Here is a 20,349-nt window from a genome sequence, read left to right as displayed (position 1 = left end):
AGAAGATCAACATAACTACTAGTTCTCACTTTCGAAGGAAAATTTATCTTGTTAAAGAAAACTATCAATTGCTGAAAATAAAGCTTCCATCGACATTGCACCTTCATACTTTTTACCATTAATAAAAAAGGTTGGTGTTGCTGTAACTCCAAGTTCTTTTCCACGTTCAAAAGATGCATTTACTTCGTCCAAAACGGATTGATTTTTCAGGCAAGCACTAAAACTTTCATCCGTAAAGCCTGCCATAAAGGCAATTTTTTTCAATGGTTCTAAAGCATCTTGTGCCCTAGCCCACTCGTATTGTTTTTGAAACAAAACTTCTATCAAAGGAAAATAACGATCTTCTGGAGCACATCTTGCTAACATAAAACCAGCTGTTGCTCGAGGATCGTAAGCAAAATCGCGAAAAATAAGTTTCACTTTACCTGTTTTTATATACTTTTTACGGAGTTGAGGAAGTATAACATTGTAAAAATCAGCACAAAAAGTGCATGTAAGTGAAGCATATTCAATAATGGTTACTGGTGCATTTTCTTGACCTTCAACTCTATCCTTAACTTTACCTGATTTAAGGAGTTCAGACATATCAACGGTTGCTACTGGCTCAGCTTTACTTACTAAAGTTGTCGTTGCATGAGCGTGCGCAGTTATACCCCAAATAAAAATTACTACAAAAGATACGATGAAATGATAATTAATCATAAATAACACTTTTCTGTTCTACTTTAAAAAATAAAAATTTAATACCTCTTCATCAAGCGCAAGAAATATAAAATATCTTCTTCCACTTATTATTTTTTTTCCACAAAAATGCAATATCCAAGTTTGTAAAGCGATTGGTATAAGTTTTCATCTTCAATTCCTTCAAGCATTTTTTCCAAATGCTGTCTCTTTTTTTCATCTGGAAACAGTTTGATTTCTGGACGATCAGTGAAAACCGATATCTGTTTTTGCTCAATTTTGATTCGGTCAATAGCGATATACCCAAAAAAACCATTAATTCTCTGAATCAATTCATCTGTTTCATGCATTAATTTTAACGCAGCAAACCCTTTACACGCAACCACAAGTGTCGCAGGATGAAATATTTCACTTTGATCTACTCGACACTTCCAAATAATTTTAATTGGCATTGTATGTTCGCCAATATCTTGTCCTACAATCTGTGACCAATGTTTTATAAGTGCTATATTAAGTCCTGTTTTTTTGCGTAAAATTGGATCAAGTACTTCGAATACCATTTCAGAAATAGAATAAAAATGGCACTTTTGTAATTTTTTGCTCATTCCATCCCAAACCATCATCAAATCATTGACTAAATCATAACTGTTTTCTTTTCGATATTAAAAACTACTATTTTAAAAACTTAATAATAAATACAAATAAAGAAACCGCATTTACTTAACTAAAGTTTCTATAATCAATTAACGAATTATGAATGTAAAATATACGCTCTGTTTGTATTTTAGATTTTTTTATGATTAAAAACAACGATGTACGAAATTTCTTCGCTTCTTCTTTCTTGGTATGATAAAAATTATCGTCATTTACCGTGGCGTATGTCCCCTCAAAAACAAATAACAGGCATTTATCCTGATCCTTACCAAATTTGGTTATCAGAAGTCATGCTTCAACAAACAACAGTTAAAACTGTTAAACCTTACTTTAAAAAATTTTTAAAGCTTTGGCCTGATCTTTTCTCTTTATCGCGAGCATCACAAGAGGATATCATGAAAGCATGGGCTGGTCTTGGTTACTATTCACGTGCACGTAATCTTAAAAATTGCGCTACTCAGCTTGTTAAAAACCATGGAGGGAAATTTCCACAGTCAGTAAAAATATTACGGACTTTACCCGGTATTGGAGACTATACCGCAGCAGCTATTGCTGCTATTGCCTTTGGTTATCCCGTAGCTGTTGTTGATGGTAATGTCGAACGTGTTATAACGCGCTTATTTGCTATTACCTCAGTATTGCCTAAAGCAAAACCTGAAATCAAAGAAAAAACACAAGAAATCACTGATGTGAAACGTCCTGGTGACTTTGCTCAAGCTATGATGGATTTAGGATCAACAATTTGTACACCTCGTAAACCATCTTGTTTACTCTGCCCTCTTCAAAGTGTGTGTAAAGCAACAAAAATGCAGGCAGTAGAAGTTTTTCCAATCAAAGCTCCTAAAAAAGAACGTCCTTTAAGAACTGGTGCTGCTTTTGTAGCCATTAATGAAAATAAACAAATTTACTTAGAAAAACGACAACATACAAAACTACTCAATGGCATGACTCAAATTCCCAATAATATTGGGATAAATGAAGAAAATGGTCTGCAAAATGCTCCCTTTTCTGCCAATTGGGAACTCAAGGGACAAATTACACATATTTTTACCCACTTTTCTTTAAAACTTAACGTCTATTGTGCTGATAATATTCATGGAATAAAGCTTGAAAATGGTTGGTGGTGTGACATTCATCATCTTACCCAAGAAGCACTCCCTACTGTTATGAAAAAAGCCATTGCTGTAGCTATTGCTTTCCCTTTTAAATCTAAATAACTTCATCCCTGTATAAATAAAGAATTCACTAAAGTAATTTTATCCGCAATTGACATCAATGCAAACTATATAACATTGGCTTTCAACATCTGTAAACGTATCATCATTCTTAAATCATCTATTGATTTCAATAGACCATTTTCTTCATAATACCAAAATGTCCAACCATTACAACTTTGTGAAGCTTGAGCCTTTCTTCCTATCATATGAATAGAACCCGCTTCACCACCATACATAATAGTCCCATCAGCTCTCACAATAGCAGATATTTCCTTCTTCTTATCATAAAGAACATTTCCAGGATAAAGCAATCCTGCATCAAGCAAATTAGAAAATGCCACACGTGGTTCTGTTTTTTTTGTTTTTAAAATTTCTAATTCTGATTCAGCTAAGGGTTTAATCGCAGCAATTCTCTCACAGGCTGCATCAATGTAATGTTGCTCTCGTTCAATCCCTACAAAATCACGGCCCAAAAGTTTTGCAACAGCACCTGTTGTTCCAGAACCTAAAAATGGATCAAGAATAACATCGCCAGGTTTGCTAGAAGCCATAATAATACGTGCGAGTAAAGATTGAGGCTTTTGCGTTGGATGTAATTTACGTCCTATTTTATCTTTTAAACGTTCAGCACCTGTGCAAAGAGGAAAAAGCCAATCTGAACGCATTTGTTTATCTTCATTGCTAGCTTTTAAAGCATCATAATTAAATGTATATTTTTTGTCTTTTTGATCTCGGACAGCCCAAATAAGCGTTTCATGAGCATTTTGAAAGCGCCGTCCTCGAAAATTCGGCATAGGATTATTTTTGCGCCAAATGATATCATTAAGCATCCAAAAACCTAAATCCTGTAATGCTGTGCCAACTCGAAAAATATTATGGTAAGATCCAATAACCCAAATTGTTCCATTAGGTTTTAAAACACGACGACACGCAAGCAACCACGCACGCGTAAAAGCATCATAAGCAGAAAAACTTTCAAACTGATCCCAAGCATCATCAACTGCATTAACGCGCGAGTGATCTGGACGATACAATACACCCTCTAACTGTAAGTTATAAGGAGGATCTGCAAAAATCATATCAACAGAATGTTTAGGAAGTTTTTCTAGTACTGCAACACAATCTCCTTTGAAAATTTTATTACGCCACTGCGTCTGTAAAGAAGTACAAACCTGATTTTTTTGTAGCTGAACAATTGTCATAAAACACTCAACAACACGAACCAAAATTACTGTATAATCAAAATGATTTATCGATCTAATTGTTCATTATCTTCACAAAATAGAGTAAATGTATCGTTAAGGTACTTAAATTTATTTTATTCAATGCATGAAAAATAATTTCATATTGATAAATTTTTCTTTTACTCCTTTATAGCATATTGTTCACATATCTATCTTATCAAATTAACTAAGAAAAAGCTTTCGAAATGTATTTTGGAAACGAAAATCTTCCAATATCATTTTATGAAAACTCTTGAACTGCCTTATAATAAGGAATGTCTTATGCCACAAATTGATCTCATTATTTTTGATTGTGATGGAGTTTTGGTAGACTCCGAATATCTTGTAGCAAAAATTGGATCACAACTGCTTAAAGAAATAGGATATAAAATATCCCCCAAAGAATTAAGTAAGCGCTATTCAGGACTTGTTTTTCAAGATACTCTTCAAAAAATTGAACAAGAAATTAAAAAACCAATTTCTGCTAATTTTATAGATCAAATGGAACGTCTGTTTCGTGCACAAATGAAAACTGAATTACGTGTTATTAATGGCATAAAAGAAGCAATAGAAATTATTAAATCCTATTATCCCTATTGTATTTGCTCTAATACAATGAATGCAGATATAAAAGATATGCTTAAAACTGTTAATCTTTATCATCTTTTTGAAAATAAAATATTCTCCGCACCTGAAGTTGGAACTAAAAAACAAAAACCTGCACCTGATGTTTTTCTTTTTGCAGCGCAAGAATTACGCGTAAAACCGGAAAATACTATTGTCGTAGAAGATTCTATTCATGGTGTATACGCTGCTGCAACAGCAGGAATGCGTGTCATCGGCTTTACTGGAGGATCCCATAGTTATCTTGGTCATTCTAACGCTCTTATAGAAGCTGGTGCAGAAACAGTTATTACAAAACACGCCCATTTGCTCGAAACCCTAGAAGCAATGAAAATATGGAGAGATTCGCAATAAAAATACCTTCAGCATATACCAACTTACATATTTTCTCAGTAATTTTTGACTGAAAGATTCAAGTATTATTCATAAATAATTAGGACATATTCATAAAGTTTAATGGTATACTACTATCATCAAAAAGTAAAAGATAAACTTATAAAGTCTTCATAATAGAATTAATCACTGCAACAAATGATAATAAATATCCTTGTATTAATGATTATCAGTAGCGCTTACGCAATACACTTATAATCAATATAACATTACTTTTCTAAAGAAATTTAACCTTTTTCTAATTTGAATACCTGTTAGTTTAAGAACAATAATTATAATCAATTCGGATTTATAATGCTATCGAAAACTTAAAACAAGTTATTTAAAAACTGATATAAAATGACTCAAAAATATTTTTACCCCATTCTCCAACGAAACAAATCATATCTATAAAATATCCTAACAATTGATAGCATCACTTATCAAGAAAGCAACTACCTCGCCAATCTAAATAAAGAAATTGCAACAAAAGCTATTCGCAAAATAAAATCATATATTGTCCATGATTATTCTTTTTACTGATTACCTTACCCAATTTTCTAATCCTAGCACTATTAATTTGCCATTACCATTATGTCTAGAAAATCTTATAGATTTATGGAAAGCACTTTACAAATCTTGCTAATGATGAAAAAAGTAGTAAAAGACTATATTTATTAAAATCGTGTGCACCTTATTATAGTTAGCTGCATTTATTTAAATTAGAAATATTCCAATGTTTTTATAATCGCGCATTTGGTTGACTAAACGGAGTAATAAATACATGTGTGTAGATATCAGCCACCTCAGTAATGGTTTGACTATCGCCACACATAAAATGCCACAAATTGAAAGTGTAGCGCTTGGAATATGGATTAAAGTTGGCTCGCGTAACGAAACCTTTAAACAACATGGTATTGCCCACCTACTTGAACATATGGCTTTCAAAGGAACAGAAAACCGTACAGCATTTAAAATTGCAACTGATATTGAAGATGTCGGTGGAGAAATCAATGCTACCACAAGTATTGAAACAACCGCTTATTTTGCGCGCGTTCTTAAAGAAGATATTCCTCTTGCTATTGATATTCTAGCCGATATTATGACATGTTCAAAATTTGACGAAGATGAATTAGAACGTGAAAAACAAGTTATTTTTCAAGAAATTGGCGCTAATTGTGATGTTCCTGATGATATTGTTTTTGACCATTTTACTGAAACAGCCTTTCGTCATCAATCTCTTGGTCGTTCTATTCTGGGAACACAACAAACAATTCAATCGTTCACATCCGCTGATCTCCACAATTTTATGAATCAGCAATATAGTGCAGATCGTATGGTTGTAGTTGCTACAGGAGCTGTAGAACACGAAAATTTTCTACGGCAAGTCGAAAGTTGCCTTGGCACCTTTCGTTCTCATTCAACAGCTCCTTTAATCAATCTAGCTAATTATATCGGTGGTGATTTTCGCGAATATCGTGATCTAATGGATACACAAGTTGTACTTGGTTTTGAAGGACGTCCATATCATGCACATGATTTTTATGCTGCCCAAATTCTTTCAATCATTCTAGGAGGAGGCATGTCATCACGCTTATTCCAAGAAGTAAGAGAAAAGCGTGGCTTATGCTATTCTATTTACTCTTTTCATTGGGGATTTTCAGATACTGGGCTCTTCGGCCTTCATGCCGCTACAGGACAAGAAGGACTAGAAAAACTTTTGCCTGTTATTCTTGATGAGCTCTGTAAAATAAGCAAAAATATTGATACAAATGAACTTCAACGAGCACAAGCTCAGTATCGTGCCAATCTAATAATGGCACAAGAAAATCCATCTAGTCAAGCACATCTCATTGCTCGCCAAATACTCCTTTATGGTAGGCCAATTCCAATCTCTGAAATGACTAAATGTTTAGAACTTATTACCTTAGAACAGTTAACTGATCTAGCTAAACGTCTTTTTATCAATTCTAACCCAACGTTAGCAGCTGTTGGTCCCATTGGGTCACTCATGAATTTTAACGATTTATTATCAGCTCTTTCACCTAATATGCACTGTCTTCTCTAAAAGAGATGAAGATTTTTAAAAACTTCAATTAGAAAAAATTATAATTTGATACTCATAAATTATTCTAAACCCCAAAATACGCACATAATATTATAAAATTATTTTTATTAAATAAGTTTGGGAAACTTTTATCAAGAAAGCAAGAAAAACTGCCTACTCAATACTTCATATGATAAATAATTTAAATAAACAAGAGTATATTGCGTGAAATCTAACAATGAATAGTTGAATTTTTCCTTTTAAAAAGAACAAAATTCCGTTAATTTTAAGACTCATTGGTGCGAGCAGATATCTGATTTATTTTTGTATAAAATCATGTAATTTTTTCAAAAGAAAACAACTACTACTTTTTATAAAAATAAAAAGTAGTAGTATTTTCTTGAAAATCTCGTTTAAAATTAAATAGCTTCAAATACTGAGAGTGAGGCAGCGTGAAGAGTTTGAGTAAAATAATCAATATCATTCTTGTTATAATAATTAGCCTTTTTGTACACCTTGCATCAGCACAAGCAATCGAACCGATAAAAATTTCTCCTCAAGATATAGCACTTGATCTGTCCAAAGCTATCGAAATTCATCACACCAATAACTCTATCTTCCAAACAAGTACAGCACCAGGACCAGATGGCATTATATGGCGCATCGAAGTACAGGCAAAAAGTGAAAATTTTTCTGGAAACTGGGCAGTATTTGCCCTTGCGAATCCAACAGATGAACAAATTGACCGTCTTATTGTTGTTCCTCATTATCGGATGGCTCATTCAGGTCTTCTGTGGCCAAATCTTGGGTCAGTACGTATCCAATCTATCACGCCAAGTGCAGGTTTTTCTCTTGATCGTCAAACTAATGCAAATTCAGATATTTTTCGTATCACTCTCAACCCTGGCACTGTGATTACATTTGTTGCAGAACTAAGTTCTAAAAATCTACCACAAATTTATCTATGGCAACCTGAAGCTTATAAAGATACAATTAATTCCTATACACTTTATCATGGTATACTTCTTGGTATATCAGGACTTTTGTCACTCCTATTAACTATTTTATTTGTCGTTCGTGGAACAAGTCTTTTCCCTGCAACAGCTGCTGTTGCTTGGGCTGTTCTCTTCTACATTGGTATTGATTTCAATTTTTTGAATAAACTCTTTGCAATTACACCAATAACAGAGCCAATTTGGCGTGCTGGTACAGAAGTTGCACTCGCTGCAACACTCTTTATTTTTCTGTTTACTTATCTTTGTCTCAACCGTTGGCATTATCACTTTAGCTATGGTGCAATTATATGGATTATATCTCTCTGCGGATTAGGAGCATTTGCCATTTATGATCCTACTAGAGCAGCTGGAATCGCTCGCCTATTATTTGGTCTCACAACTATACTTGGTATTATCTTGATCGGCTATTTTTCAATCCGTAGATATGACCGTGCAATCATGCTTATTCCAACATGGTTATTAATTAGCTTTTGGTCTCTTGAAGCGTATGCCTGCATAATAGGATATTTAGATAATGATATTGTTCAACCAGCTTTAGCAGGAGGATTAGTCCTTATTGTCCTTCTTATCAGCTTTCTTGTTATGCAACAAACGTTTTCTAATGATGCTTTTCATGAGGGAATTTTTTCCGATCTCGAACGACAAGTTCTAGCCGCAAGAGGAGCTGGAAGTATCATTTGGGACTGGAATGTCGAGCGTGACCGCATTACTGTTCACCCAGATATGACAACACTTTTTGGTGCTGAAGCCTGTAAACTTAACGGTACTATGAATGACTGGGTTTCAGCCTTACATTATGATGACCGTGAACGTTTTCAGGCTGTTTTAAATATCATTCTTGAACATAAAAAGGGACGCATTGATCAAATTTTTCGCCTTTCCTCTGGTGGTGGCCATTATCATTGGTTTTCTCTTCGTGCACGCCCAGCTATCCAAAAAGATGGAAAGATTACCCGTGTTATTGGGAGTATTGTCAATATTACTAATCATAAAAAAGCCGAAGAACGTTTACTATACGATGCAATTCACGACAGCTTAACCGGTCTTCCTAACCAACAAATTTTCCTCGACAGATTACAGAATTATGCCTCTTTAGCTAAAGCAAATATAAAAATTAGACCAACCATTTTTATGATTGATTTCGATAATTTTCGTCAAATTAATCGCAAATTAGGTATAGCTTTTGGGGACACTGTGCTCTTAATAATTGCACGTCGTTTAAGCCGTCTTGTTAACTCACAAGACACCTTATCACGCCTCTCTGCAGATCGTTTTGCAATTATTTTATTAAGCGAAACAGAACCCCAAAAAATTGCAATGTTTGCGAATCATCTGCATAAAACAATTTCAGCGCCTATTACTCTTGAAGAGAAAACTATAATGCTTTCCGTATCCATTGGGTTGGTTACATGGAGCGATAATAGATCAACTGCTCAAAATATTTTCAACGATAGTGAATTAGCAATGATCCATGCGAAACAAATGGGTGGTAATCACATTGAACCCTTTCGTCCCAATTTTCGTACTTTAGATCTCGAGCATAACAGTATAAACAAAGATATTCACCATGCTATCAAGCGTAATGAAATAAAAATCCTCTACCATCCTATTCTTAATTTATCAGATGGACAAATTATTGGTTTTGAAACAATCGTTGAATGGCACCATCCAAATCATGGACATTTAAATGCCCATGATTTTATCAAAATCGTAGAAAGCGAACAGCTCGTTATGGATTTGGTACAATTCATTATTGATCAAGCTATTGTAGATCTTATAAATATACAAGAAAAATGTGCTAAACATCCTTTCTTTATTTCTATCAATTTACCAAGCGCGGAAATGATTCATCCTGACTTTATAAATCAATTACGCTCTACTCTTCTTCGTAATCCGGTCAATAAAGGACGATTAATGATAGAAATATCTGAGCTTGTTTTAAGAAAAAATCCTGAACAATCAGCTCATTTTTTTGAACAGATTAAAGCATTAGGAATGAATCTAGCATTGGATAATTTTGGAACAGGTTATTCATCACTTACATATCTTGTCCGTTATCCATTCGACATGGTTAAATTAGATCGTTCACTTATCTCAATCGATTCACCTAAGAAAAAACTTGTGCTTAAATCAATTATTAGAATGGCTACTGATCTTAATTTACAGATCATAGCAGAAGGTGTAGAAAATGAAAAAGAAGCTATTTTTTTACGACAAGAAGGCTGTAAATATGTTCAAAGTACAATCGTTACTAAACCAATTGCCGTCGAAGAATTAATCACTCTCGTTCAAAACCACTTCTCTTATATCTATAATAATTAATGTTATAAAAAGCTTCAAGAAATAATCTATGCATGACCTATTTCAGAAATAAGAGAGGTTGGACTAATCCCCATGCGAATGAAGCTTTCATCATACTTACTACTGATATTACTTTCAAAAAGAAAACTAGGAGATGTAGGACTAATCAACCAGCCATTTGCATAAATCTCCGTTTCAAGCTGTCCTGCTTTCCATCCAGCATAGCCCAAAGCTATAAGGGCATGTTGTGGCCCCTGCCCACAACTCATGGCTTTTAACACATCAAGGGTTGTAGTAAGACAGATTTTGTCTGTAATAGATATGGTTGCTTCACAAGCGTAATCATCTGAATGCAGTACAAAACCACGAGATGTATCAATGGGCCCACCACAACGTATTGGAAACTTTTTTATTGGCTCAGAAAGATAATTTTTTTGATTTTGGTTAATCACTCCAAGCTGAAGCAAAAGCTCAGGAAAATTAATATTGTGCAACTGATTGAGAATAATTCCCATAGCACCAGCATCAGAATGGGCACAAATATAGATAACAGAACGAACAAAGCGCTTGTCATTCATTCCGGGCATTGCTATGAGCAACTGCCCATTCAAAAATCCTTCACGCTGTTTCATAATTTGATAGTCTCCATAATCCAATTTTTCAACTTTAACTAAGTCAATACTAGCAAAGAATAAAGCTCAAATGAAAAAATTGCAAATATTTCCAAATTTACAAAGAATTTCAAATACTTTTCAGAAAAATCTCTTAGTAATTTTGAAAATAATGTCTGTATTTTTAGGATTTTTCTACTTCCTTATTAATTCTCAAGCAGAACAAAATCCACATCTTATTGCAACACCTTGGCATGAATCAGAAGGTGGTCGTGCCAGATTAGCTATAACTTCATCTTCCCTTTCTGGAGTAAAAAATGGCATTATTGAAATTACTTTAAAACCAAAATGGAAAACTTATTGGCGAAACCCTGGAAATTCGGGCATGGCGCCATTTTTTAATTTTAACCAAAAAGTGTCTTATGAAATTTTCTATCCTACACCACAACTCTACAAAACAGAAAATGACTGGTCATTAGGCTATAAAAATAAAGTCGTATTGCCCTTTAATGTTTCTGGTTCAAACGAAAATCTAAGTGGTTCTTTAACCCTTGGAATGTGTGATGAAATTTGTATCCCTTTTAATATTGATTTTAATTTTTACTCATCTAACCAAAATAATACTTTTCTTTCCCCATCCTTATTAAAAAAAGCCCAAGATGCTTTACCTCATACAGCACATAATGTATTAAAAATACATGCCGAAAAAAATGGGAATACCCTTTTAATAAAAATAAAAAATAATCAAATAATCAAAACTTCTGCTCTCTTTTTAGATGGAGGAACAATGCAAATTGGACCAGCAAAAAAGATAAGTGATCATGAAGGATATGCAGTTTTTAGTGCACCTATATATTTCGCTTCAGGTGAATTAAAGAAAACAGTCTTTTATACAGCTTCTTATAAAGATCATGCTTTAAGTGGAACATTCACAATAAACACACAATCAAGCCATACTGTCATTCCATAAAATAAAAAATTATTCTGAAAAACGTTCATTTTCACGATATTCAGTAATTGCTTTACGTGCAAGTGCATCTGCACGCTCATTATCTGGATGGCCAGTATGACCTTTTATCCAGTGCCATCTGATATCATGGTGAGAACAGACATCATCAAGGGCTTGCCATAATTCCATATTTTTAACAGGATTTTTTGATGCAGTGCACCAATTATTTTTTTTCCACCTCTCAAGCCACGTAGAAATCCCATTACGCACATAAGTTGAATCGGTATAAAGATCAACTGAACATGATTCCTTTAGAATATTTAACGCGCGAATTGCCGCCATAAGTTCCATTTGATTGTTGGTCGCATACACTTCCCCACCATAAAGTTCACGCTCATGACCATTCCAGCGTAAAATTGCTCCCCATCCTCCTAAACCAGGATTTCCTGAACAAGCACCATCTGTATAAATTTCAATGACTTTTTTTCGATCTAACATAACATGAAAAACTCCACCTCAGCTAAAAAGTTCACATTACTTCCAAAAATAAGGTTCATACTAATATTTCAACGATTTTTTTGAACAACAAAATTATCTGAAAGCTCATTAAATTAATTCTAAGAATATATTGTAAAGCCACATTAAACTAGAACCTATCTTGCAATAATAATGCACATTAAAATTGCCGACCTATATACCTTTTTTCAATATAACTAAGTATCGTGTTATAATTTTTTTTAAAAACTAATCATAACAAGAAAATTAGATATAAATGCTGCAGAAAAATACATAAAAATAAATTATCTTTTGAAAACTTTTTATAAGTATTAAAATGAGCATTCTTTCTATTGTATAAAATTCAAGATTTTCAGTATCCTCTCTTTTCGTTGATAAGAGAGACAACTTATTAAATAACACGTTAAAAATTCTGAGAATCATTTTATATAATTGCTATTATTTCATTTTTTCACGCGTGCTTTTATCACCATTTTTGTTTTTTAATATCTCTGCTTGTCCTTTAATAAAAGCTATATCTTGAGAGGATAAATTAATATCACGCAATTCACGATTTACTAAAAATGTTTCCTTTTCCACTATAGTTTCAGCTAATTCTATTTTGACATCATAACGCGTATGAAAAGCTGTAATAATTTCATCAACAATAATTTCAGGAGCTGATGCACCAGCTGAAAGGCTAATAACTGAAAGAATACCTAGATTATCAAAATCAATTTCATTAGCACGTTGAATTAAAATAGACTGACGCGCACCAAATCTTTCAGCAACCTCTACCAAACGTTTAGAATTAGATGAGTTTGGTGAGCCAACAATTAAAAATAAATCACTCCCCAATGCCGCTGCCTTAACAGCATCTTGTCGATTAGTAGTAGCGTAACAAATTGATTCAGCTGCTGGAGCTGTTAACCTAGGAAAACGTCGTTGTAATACATTGAGAATCTCTGCTGTATCTTCAACAGAGAGTGTTGTTTGTGTTACAAATCCTAATTCATTCGGATTATCCGGCTGATAATGTAAGGCATCTTCTACCGTTTCAATCAATGTTACAGCTCCTTCTTTAAGCTGCCCCATGGTTCCAATTACTTCAGGATGACCAGCATGACCAATCAATATAACATGACGACCATAACGTTGATGACGAACTGCTTGTTTATGAACTTTAGAAACCAATGGACATGTCGCATCAAGATAAAACAGATTATAACGAACAGCTTCTTCTGGTACAGATTTTGGCACACCATGAGCAGAAAATATAACAGGCCGACTACGATTTGCCTCAGGTATTTCATGAAGTTCTTCAATAAAAATAGCTCCCCTCTTCTGCAATCCCTCAACAACATAACGATTATGTACAATTTCATGACGAACATATACTGGAGAACCATATTTTTTTAATGTCAGAATAACAATCTGGATGGCACGATCAACACCAGCGCAAAACCCGCGCGGGCTACACAAGCGAATTGTTAAAGGAGGAAGTACAGACATAATTCATCCTTAATATCTATAAACTTTTACCCAAACTTATTATTGTTAATGTTATATACAGACAGTGTAAAAAGAAAAACTAAACATATTCCCCTTACGACTATTAATCATCGCTTATCCAATGGTATAAATGTATCAAATCATTCGATACAACTTTTCTTTTCACATCAAAAAGTAACAATACATCACCACTTTTGCTAACAGCACGAAAATAATTGTACAAATCACTATAGATCACGCAAGCAAGTTATCGGTCAATAATATCTAATTATAGCATTTTTACATAATTATCTTCTCATATCAGAATTTGTTCTAATCTTCCAACAATAGCTATCTTCCATTATTATACTTTTTTCTCACTAGTCAAATCGATATTTTTCTCAGCATTTGTTACTTCCTTCATCCATACATTCATATTTCTTGGATATGAAAGAAATTCTCTCATTTAGTATCTAATAATTTTTGATGAAATATTTTAAAATTTAGCATTACAAGTATAAGCTCTTATCTTTTGACAAAACATTTGCCTTCAAATATGCATAAACTTCCATCTCAGAATTGCAGTTTATATTAGTTAATAAAACATCGCCCCCTATAAGTCTGCTTTTCGTAAACATAGCATTTTACGAAAAATTTCTATCATAAAAAATTAGTTTTCAAACTTAGAAAAAAAATCAAAGTACAGATTTTAAAGAGATTAATAGAATTAATAACTATAAAATCCCCCATATTTGAATGAAAATATTGATTTTTCTAGGGAAACGTGGGCCCGGAGGGACTCGAACCCCCAACCAAGCGGTTATGAGCCGCTGGCTCTAACCAATTGAGCTACAGGCCCCACAAATGTGCTTTTTCTAAACTAAAATATCCTCTTATACAAGAGCTTGCTTTAATTATACTTCGTTTTTTTTCTCTCAGCGCCCTAATTCCTTTACAATGAGTACCAAAAATGGGAAAGTAATAGAATATATAATTATAAGGAATGAACATGACTAAAATAATTTTTCAACTGTTGAACATCTACCGAATGAAGTTGTTGATATTGACTGTATTATCTCTACTATCTACTTCACTCTTCGTACATGCTGAAGAAAAGATCAAAGATGCACCAACAATTACGGTTACAGCAACTGGTGAAAACCAAGCAACGCCAGATATGGCAATTATTAATTTAGCCGTTGTTACTCATGACACAACTGCCCAAAAAGCATTAGCTGCGAATAATAAATTTATGAACAACATTTTGAATACTTTTAAAAATAATGGTATTCAAGCAAATGACTTGCAAACATCAGGCTTATCTATTTACCAAACTAATTCAGATAAAAAACGAGAAAAAAAGAATGATGAAATAATTTACCATGTTTCAAATTCTTTAAAAGTAAATATCCGTGATCTTGCCAATGCTGGTAAAATATTTGATCAAGCAATGGCGCTTGGTGTTAATTCTGTTAATGGCATTACATTTACCAATGCCGATACGAAACCATTGTACAAAGAAGCACGTAAAAAAGCTATTGCTGAAGCTATTGAAAAAGCAGAAACTTTAGCTCAAGCAGCAAATGTAAAATTGGGAAAAATTATTACAATTAATGAAAGTAACAATGGATATTACCCAACACCCCGGCTCATGAGTAGATCGCAGCCTGCAAGTTACACAGATACAAATTTTTCAGGAGGTGAATTGAATTATAATGTTAATGTCACCATAACATTTGCTATCGACGAATAACATCAACTATTTAATAAAATAATTATATCATCGGTTTTTATAGAGAATTCCGGTGATATATTGGCAATAAGATTCTACTGACGATAGTTTATCATCATAAATTTTAATCTGCTTAGATGCAGAAAATTCAGTTTGATGTACTGTTTGAAAATTTTTTGAGACTAATGGGTGCCACCATGGAAGATCTTTACCTTCATTAACCAACCTATAAGCACAACTTTCTGGTAACCAATTAGCAGCTTTAACAGTAGCAATATCCAATAATACACAATCTGGAATAATTGACTTACGGTGAGCATAGTTTTTACACTGACATGTATCTTTATCCAAAAGACGACACGCAATACTAGTTGCATAGATATCACCAGTATCGTCATCTTCTAATTTATGCAAACAACAACACCCACAACCATCACAAAGACTTTCCCATTCAGTAGTAGACATTTCCCCCAATTTTTTACTTTTCCAAAATGGAATTTCTTCACTCATAAACAGAACATATCCCTTTCCTAAGAAAATTCACTTAAAGAATAAAATAAATAAAATTTGATCTATTATTCATATTATATTTTTTTATCTATCTTTAAAATGTGCCATTGTTTTCAATTAAGAATCAAGAAAACTGCGTAATTTGCGTGAACGGCTGGGATGCTTCAACTTACGAAGTGCCTTTGCTTCGATTTGACGAATACGCTCGCGGGTAACTGAAAATTGTTGACCAACTTCTTCTAATGTATGATCAGTGTTCATTCCAATACCAAAACGCATTCGTAAAACACGTTCTTCACGCGGCGTTAATGAAGCAAGAACACGCGTTGTTGTATCTCGCAAATTAGCTTGAATAGCCGCATCAATTGGTAATAACGCGTTTCTATCCTCAATAAAATCACCTAAATGAGAAGCATCTTCATCACCAACAGGAGTTTCAAGTGAAATAGGTTCTTTCGCAATCTTAAGCACTTTTCGCACTTTTTCTAATGGCATAGAAAGTTTGTTAGAGAGTTCCTCTGGCGTAGGTTCACGTCCAATTTCATGTAAAATTTGGCGCGATGTACGAACTATTTTATTAATTGTCTCAATCATATGAACAGGAATGCGAATGGTACGTGCCTGATCAGCAATAGAACGTGTAATTGCTTGACGAATCCACCATGTCGCATAAGTTGAAAATTTATATCCACGGCGATATTCAAATTTATCAACAGCCTTCATAAGACCGATATTGCCCTCTTGAATAAGATCAAGAAATTGTAAACCACGATTAGTGTATTTTTTGGCAATTGAAATCACAAGACGCAAATTAGCTTCCACCATTTCTTTTTTAGCGATAGCAGCTTCACGCTCCCCTTTCTGTACTTGTGTAACAATTCGACGAAATTCACCAATTGAAATAGCAGTTTCTTGCGCAAGATTTTGTATTTCACTACGCAAACTCTGAATAACTTTGGCTTCACAAGTTGAAAACTCTTTCCAACCACGCCCTGATAAAGCTGCAATATAATTAACCCAATCTGCGTCTAACTCACGACCTTGATATTCTCTTAAGAAATCTTCGTGCCCAATCCCATAGTTACTAGCAAGCCGCTTCAGCTTACCTTCGCTATGTATCAAACGCTTATTGATATCATAAAGTTGTTCAACCAATGCCTCAATACGGTTTTGATTCAAAGAAAGAGATTTTACTGCTTGGATTAAATCATCTTTCAATTGAGTATATTGTTTTCTTTGAGCAGATGAAAGAGGCTTTTCTTTGCGATATGATAAACTGCTTTCAACTTGTTGATCTTGCAGTTTGCGTAATTTTACATAAGTCTCAGCAATAAAGTCTAAAGTTTCTACAACCTGAGGGCATAATTCATTTTCCATTGCCGCAAGCGATAAGTTAACTTCATCATCTTCGTCATCATCTTCCTCCTCTATATCTTCTTCCACATCATCCATATCACGCATACTAGAAGATGGTGTTTCCTCTTTTATCTTTTTTACTTCACTCTGCTCGATAATGGGGGCTTGCTTTGCTTCTGGACCAGCGTAAGTCATCTCAAGATCAATAATTTCACGAAGAAGAATACGCTGTTCTTTCAACTCTTCACGCCAAATGATTAAAGCCTGAAATGTTAAAGGACTCTCACAAAGCCCAGAAATCATTGTTTCACGTCCAGCCTCAATACGTTTAGCAATAGCAATCTCACCTTCACGTGAGAGTAGCTCAACAGCCCCCATTTCACGTAAATACATACGGACCGGATCATCAGTTCGATCAGCTACCTCACGCTTAGATGTTGTTGCAACTGCATAGCTCGTTGCTTCTACTAAATCGCCACCTTCTATTGCGATTTCTTCCTCATATTGCTCAGCATCAATCTCATCTTCATCATCTATAACATTAATGCCCATCTCAGAAAACATCGCCAATGTATCTTCAATTTGCTCAGAGGTGAATTCGTCAGCAGAAAGAGCTGCATTCAATTCATCCATTATCACGTAGCCATTTTTTTTGGCGAGCTTAATCATTTTTTTGATAGCATCATCGGAAAAATCAAGAAGAGGACCATCAGAGCTCACTTTGCTCATTTCTTCTATACTATCTTTTTGTTTAACCTTTGTTGCCATCTGTTAACTCCACTTGATCACCACGTAAGTTTCATGTGATCAGCTTATTGTATTCTTACTTAGCGCAAAAAATTTCTTATATGCACTGCTGATGAGATTAATCTTCTATTCAAAAAGACACACTTTTATATACACCTTTTCATACAAAAATACGGGAACACTATAGAAGCCTTCCCGATATTTCTCAGTCTTTCTGAGAAAATATCTGCACCACATAGTAAGAACCAATTTCCCGCTTTTCCTAAAATTTAGTCATCATTCTTCATAAAAAATTCTTCACAAAAACGCCACTTCTATAATAGACTTCTATATCGACTTGGTGACTGATTCGCTTTTAAAAAGCGAATCATTTTATTCTATTTTTGTTTACTCTCATATATTTTTTCGCAAAACCAAGATCCGAATCCCTCAATTAAAGCCTCTGTTGCTTGCGCTAGCTCCAATTCGGCTTTCGTCTCACAAAGTAGATCAAAAACCTCATCCCTAGGATTTTTTATGAGTTGTTCTTCGATATCTTGTAGTCTCTTATGTAGGTGGTGTTCTTTAAGATGCAAGTAAACAGCTTGTTTTAACACAGCACGTGCATCTTCTATAGAAGCTCCCCCAAAAGTAATCCGCATACCAACTTTTCGCACAAGGCTATCTATATGCTCTAAAATAGATTTTAGCCCTTTTTTTTCCAAAAATACAGCCATTATCTCTTTATCACACAACTGTTGATTTCCAAGAATTTCCAACATAGACTGATGTAAACTTATTAATTGATCATTTTTTAATTCTAATTCTGAAAAAACTTCGAAATTCTCGTACCACAATTCAGGGTAGTGCGCTAAAATCAGCAAAATAACTGCTTCGCGTAAAGGAATAAAATGTTTTGAACTGCGAACTATATTAGAATTTGCCAATGCAGAAAAAGATTGACCTTTAAATATTCCATCTTTTTGATTTTGAATATATCTCTCTTCATTCTTTTGTTTCAAAAAAGATGAACGAAAAAAATCAAAAAGCCGTCTTTTTATATCTTGAAAATAATAGCGGCGTATATCTTGATCCTTAATTGTCGATATTTGCTGTTTTAGTTCTCTCTCCAATGCAGCACGGACTTCTGGGGTTGTAAAATGTTTTCCAAAAGTAGCACGCCACCATAAAAGCTCAATCAACGGAATTGACTTTTGAACAAAAGAAGAAAAAAGATGCACACCCCCTGCACGAATAATTTCATCTGGATCTTTGCCATCTGGCAATAAAACAAAACGCACAGACATTCCTGCTTTTAAAAGAGGAAGCACACGATCAGCAACACGGAAAGCAGCTTTTAAACCGGCATCATCTCCATCAAAACACAAAATCGGATTAGGTTCTATTTGCCATAAAAGTTTAATTTGCGTTTCCGTCAATGCTGTCCCTAAAGGAGCTACTACTTTTTCAAAACCAACCTTAGTTAAGGTAATTACATCCATATAGCCTTCAACAACAAGAATAGAATGTGTTTCTCCCCTTCCTGAGAAACGACTATTTTTGCGAGCAGACGCTGCATTATAAAGCGTATTACCTTTATGGAAAAGAACTGTTTCAGGACTGTTTAGGTATTTTGTTCGTGCATTTTTATCTAACGAACGACCTCCAAAAGCAACCACACGGCCACGTAAATCTTCAATAGGAAATATAATACGATTTCTAAACCGATCATAGGGAGTAGTAATATCTTCACCGGATATAAGAAGACCACAATCCTCCATCTGCTTTAGCGAAATACCACGTGCGCTCAATGCATCTTTCAAAGCCGTACGCCCTACTGGAGCAAACCCAATCTGAAAACGCTTTGCTAGTTCTAATGTCACCCCACGTTCACCAAGATAATGACGTGCTTGGGCCCCGATTTGATGGTGTAAGTTATTTTGAAAAAAATCGGCTGCTATTTTCATGATATCATAAAGATCACTTTTTTTTATTTCACCTTTATGATTTTGTGAATCAAAAACAGGTAATTTCATACCTGCAAAATCGGCCAAACGCTCTACAGCTTCCGAAAAGCGCAATCCATCAAGTTCGCAAAGAAAGGTGAAAATGTCACCATTTGTATTACAACCAAAACAATAATAACGACCTTGACGATCATCACAATGGAAACTTGGAGTTTTTTCACCATGAAATGGGCAGCAGCACCAAAAATCACCACGTGAAGGCTTGCTTTTTTTTGGATCAAATTTCACCCTTTGGCCAATAACCGTTGAAATCGGTAATCTGGCGCGAATCTCATCAAGAAAATCAGGTGGAATACGCATTATCTCTCACAGAGTTT

General features: G+C 34.3%; 15 protein-coding genes and 1 tRNA gene. 6 read left to right on the top strand and 10 right to left on the bottom strand.

Translation table 11 applies throughout. The features are described from left to right. Positions 1–51 precede the first annotated feature (51 nt). Together BJB63x_RS01095 and BJB63x_RS01090 are read right to left on the bottom strand one after the other, a co-directional pair. Positions 52–702 (bottom strand): DsbA family protein, encoded by a 651-nt coding sequence (locus tag BJB63x_RS01095; protein ID WP_078718640.1) that lies wholly within the window; start codon positions 700–702, stop codon positions 52–54. An 89-nt stretch (positions 703–791) separates the two neighbouring features. Further along, positions 792–1,286, bottom strand: a complete 495-nt coding sequence (locus BJB63x_RS01090; protein ID WP_078719683.1) for a DUF721 domain-containing protein — start codon at positions 1,284–1,286, stop codon at positions 792–794. A 207-nt stretch (positions 1,287–1,493) separates the two neighbouring features. Between BJB63x_RS01090 and mutY the strand changes: the two genes are divergently transcribed. Next, complete coding sequence (gene mutY, locus BJB63x_RS01085; RefSeq protein WP_078718639.1) at positions 1,494–2,552, top strand: A/G-specific adenine glycosylase; 1,059 nt, start codon at positions 1,494–1,496, stop codon at positions 2,550–2,552. Positions 2,553–2,617: 65 nt separating this feature from the next. Here the strand turns inward: mutY and BJB63x_RS01080 are convergent, their stop codons facing one another. Continuing rightward, the gene (locus BJB63x_RS01080) at positions 2,618–3,754 is read right to left on the bottom strand and encodes a site-specific DNA-methyltransferase (protein ID WP_078719500.1); all 1,137 of its coding nucleotides are present in this window, start codon (positions 3,752–3,754) and stop codon (positions 2,618–2,620) included. 303 nt (positions 3,755–4,057) lie between these two features. On the opposite strand from BJB63x_RS01080, the gene BJB63x_RS01075 reads away from it, so the two are divergent. The 3 genes from BJB63x_RS01075 to BJB63x_RS01065 all read left to right on the top strand — a co-directional run bounded on the left by BJB63x_RS01075 (position 4,058) and on the right by BJB63x_RS01065 (position 10,156). Continuing rightward, a complete protein-coding gene (locus BJB63x_RS01075) occupies positions 4,058–4,753 on the top strand; it encodes an HAD family hydrolase (RefSeq protein ID WP_078719499.1) in 696 nt (231 codons plus the stop codon). A gap of 802 nt (positions 4,754–5,555) precedes the next feature. Next, the gene (locus tag BJB63x_RS01070) at positions 5,556–6,839 is read left to right on the top strand and encodes a M16 family metallopeptidase (RefSeq protein WP_078718638.1); all 1,284 of its coding nucleotides are present in this window, start codon (positions 5,556–5,558) and stop codon (positions 6,837–6,839) included. A 431-nt stretch (positions 6,840–7,270) separates the two neighbouring features. After that, positions 7,271–10,156: an EAL domain-containing protein gene (locus tag BJB63x_RS01065; RefSeq protein ID WP_078718637.1), complete on the top strand. Its 2,886-nt coding sequence runs from the start codon at positions 7,271–7,273 to the stop codon at positions 10,154–10,156. A 26-nt stretch (positions 10,157–10,182) separates the two neighbouring features. Here BJB63x_RS01065 and BJB63x_RS01060 read toward each other — a convergent pair whose 3' ends face one another. After that, positions 10,183–10,767 (bottom strand): YqgE/AlgH family protein, encoded by a 585-nt coding sequence (locus BJB63x_RS01060; RefSeq protein ID WP_078718636.1) that lies wholly within the window; start codon positions 10,765–10,767, stop codon positions 10,183–10,185. Positions 10,768–10,837: 70 nt separating this feature from the next. On the opposite strand from BJB63x_RS01060, the gene BJB63x_RS01055 reads away from it, so the two are divergent. Further along, on the top strand, positions 10,838–11,716 hold the full coding sequence (locus BJB63x_RS01055) for a protein-disulfide reductase DsbD domain-containing protein (protein WP_078718635.1): 879 nt from the start codon (positions 10,838–10,840) through the stop codon (positions 11,714–11,716). 9 nt (positions 11,717–11,725) lie between these two features. Here the strand turns inward: BJB63x_RS01055 and rnhA are convergent, their stop codons facing one another. The 3 genes from rnhA to BJB63x_RS01040 form a co-directional block, all read right to left on the bottom strand. After that, positions 11,726–12,193, bottom strand: a complete 468-nt coding sequence (gene rnhA, locus BJB63x_RS01050) for a ribonuclease HI (RefSeq protein WP_078718634.1) — start codon at positions 12,191–12,193, stop codon at positions 11,726–11,728. 456 nt (positions 12,194–12,649) lie between these two features. After that, entirely contained in the window at positions 12,650–13,702 is a 1,053-nt protein-coding gene (ispH, locus tag BJB63x_RS01045; RefSeq protein ID WP_078718633.1) for a 4-hydroxy-3-methylbut-2-enyl diphosphate reductase, read from the bottom strand. 764 nt (positions 13,703–14,466) lie between these two features. Next, positions 14,467–14,540: transfer RNA gene (locus tag BJB63x_RS01040), tRNA-Ile, on the bottom strand. 150 nt (positions 14,541–14,690) lie between these two features. Between BJB63x_RS01040 and BJB63x_RS01035 the strand changes: the two genes are divergently transcribed. Next, the gene (locus tag BJB63x_RS01035) at positions 14,691–15,434 is read left to right on the top strand and encodes an SIMPL domain-containing protein (RefSeq protein ID WP_078718632.1); all 744 of its coding nucleotides are present in this window, start codon (positions 14,691–14,693) and stop codon (positions 15,432–15,434) included. A gap of 27 nt (positions 15,435–15,461) precedes the next feature. On the opposite strand, the gene BJB63x_RS01030 is transcribed toward BJB63x_RS01035, so the two are convergent. The 3 genes from BJB63x_RS01030 to dnaG all read right to left on the bottom strand — a co-directional run bounded on the left by BJB63x_RS01030 (position 15,462) and on the right by dnaG (position 20,332). Then, on the bottom strand, positions 15,462–15,923 hold the full coding sequence (locus tag BJB63x_RS01030; RefSeq protein ID WP_078718631.1) for a YcgN family cysteine cluster protein: 462 nt from the start codon (positions 15,921–15,923) through the stop codon (positions 15,462–15,464). 117 nt (positions 15,924–16,040) lie between these two features. Next, positions 16,041–18,047, bottom strand: a complete 2,007-nt coding sequence (gene rpoD / locus BJB63x_RS01025; protein ID WP_078718630.1) for an RNA polymerase sigma factor RpoD — start codon at positions 18,045–18,047, stop codon at positions 16,041–16,043. A gap of 356 nt (positions 18,048–18,403) precedes the next feature. Then, a complete protein-coding gene (dnaG, locus tag BJB63x_RS01020; RefSeq protein ID WP_078718629.1) occupies positions 18,404–20,332 on the bottom strand; it encodes a DNA primase in 1,929 nt (642 codons plus the stop codon). Positions 20,333–20,349 lie beyond the last annotated feature (17 nt).

The sequence above is a fragment of the Bartonella sp. JB63 genome, assembly GCF_002022665.1.
GTDB lineage: Bacteria > Pseudomonadota > Alphaproteobacteria > Rhizobiales > Rhizobiaceae > Bartonella.
This window is presented reverse-complemented; position numbering and strand designations above follow the sequence as displayed.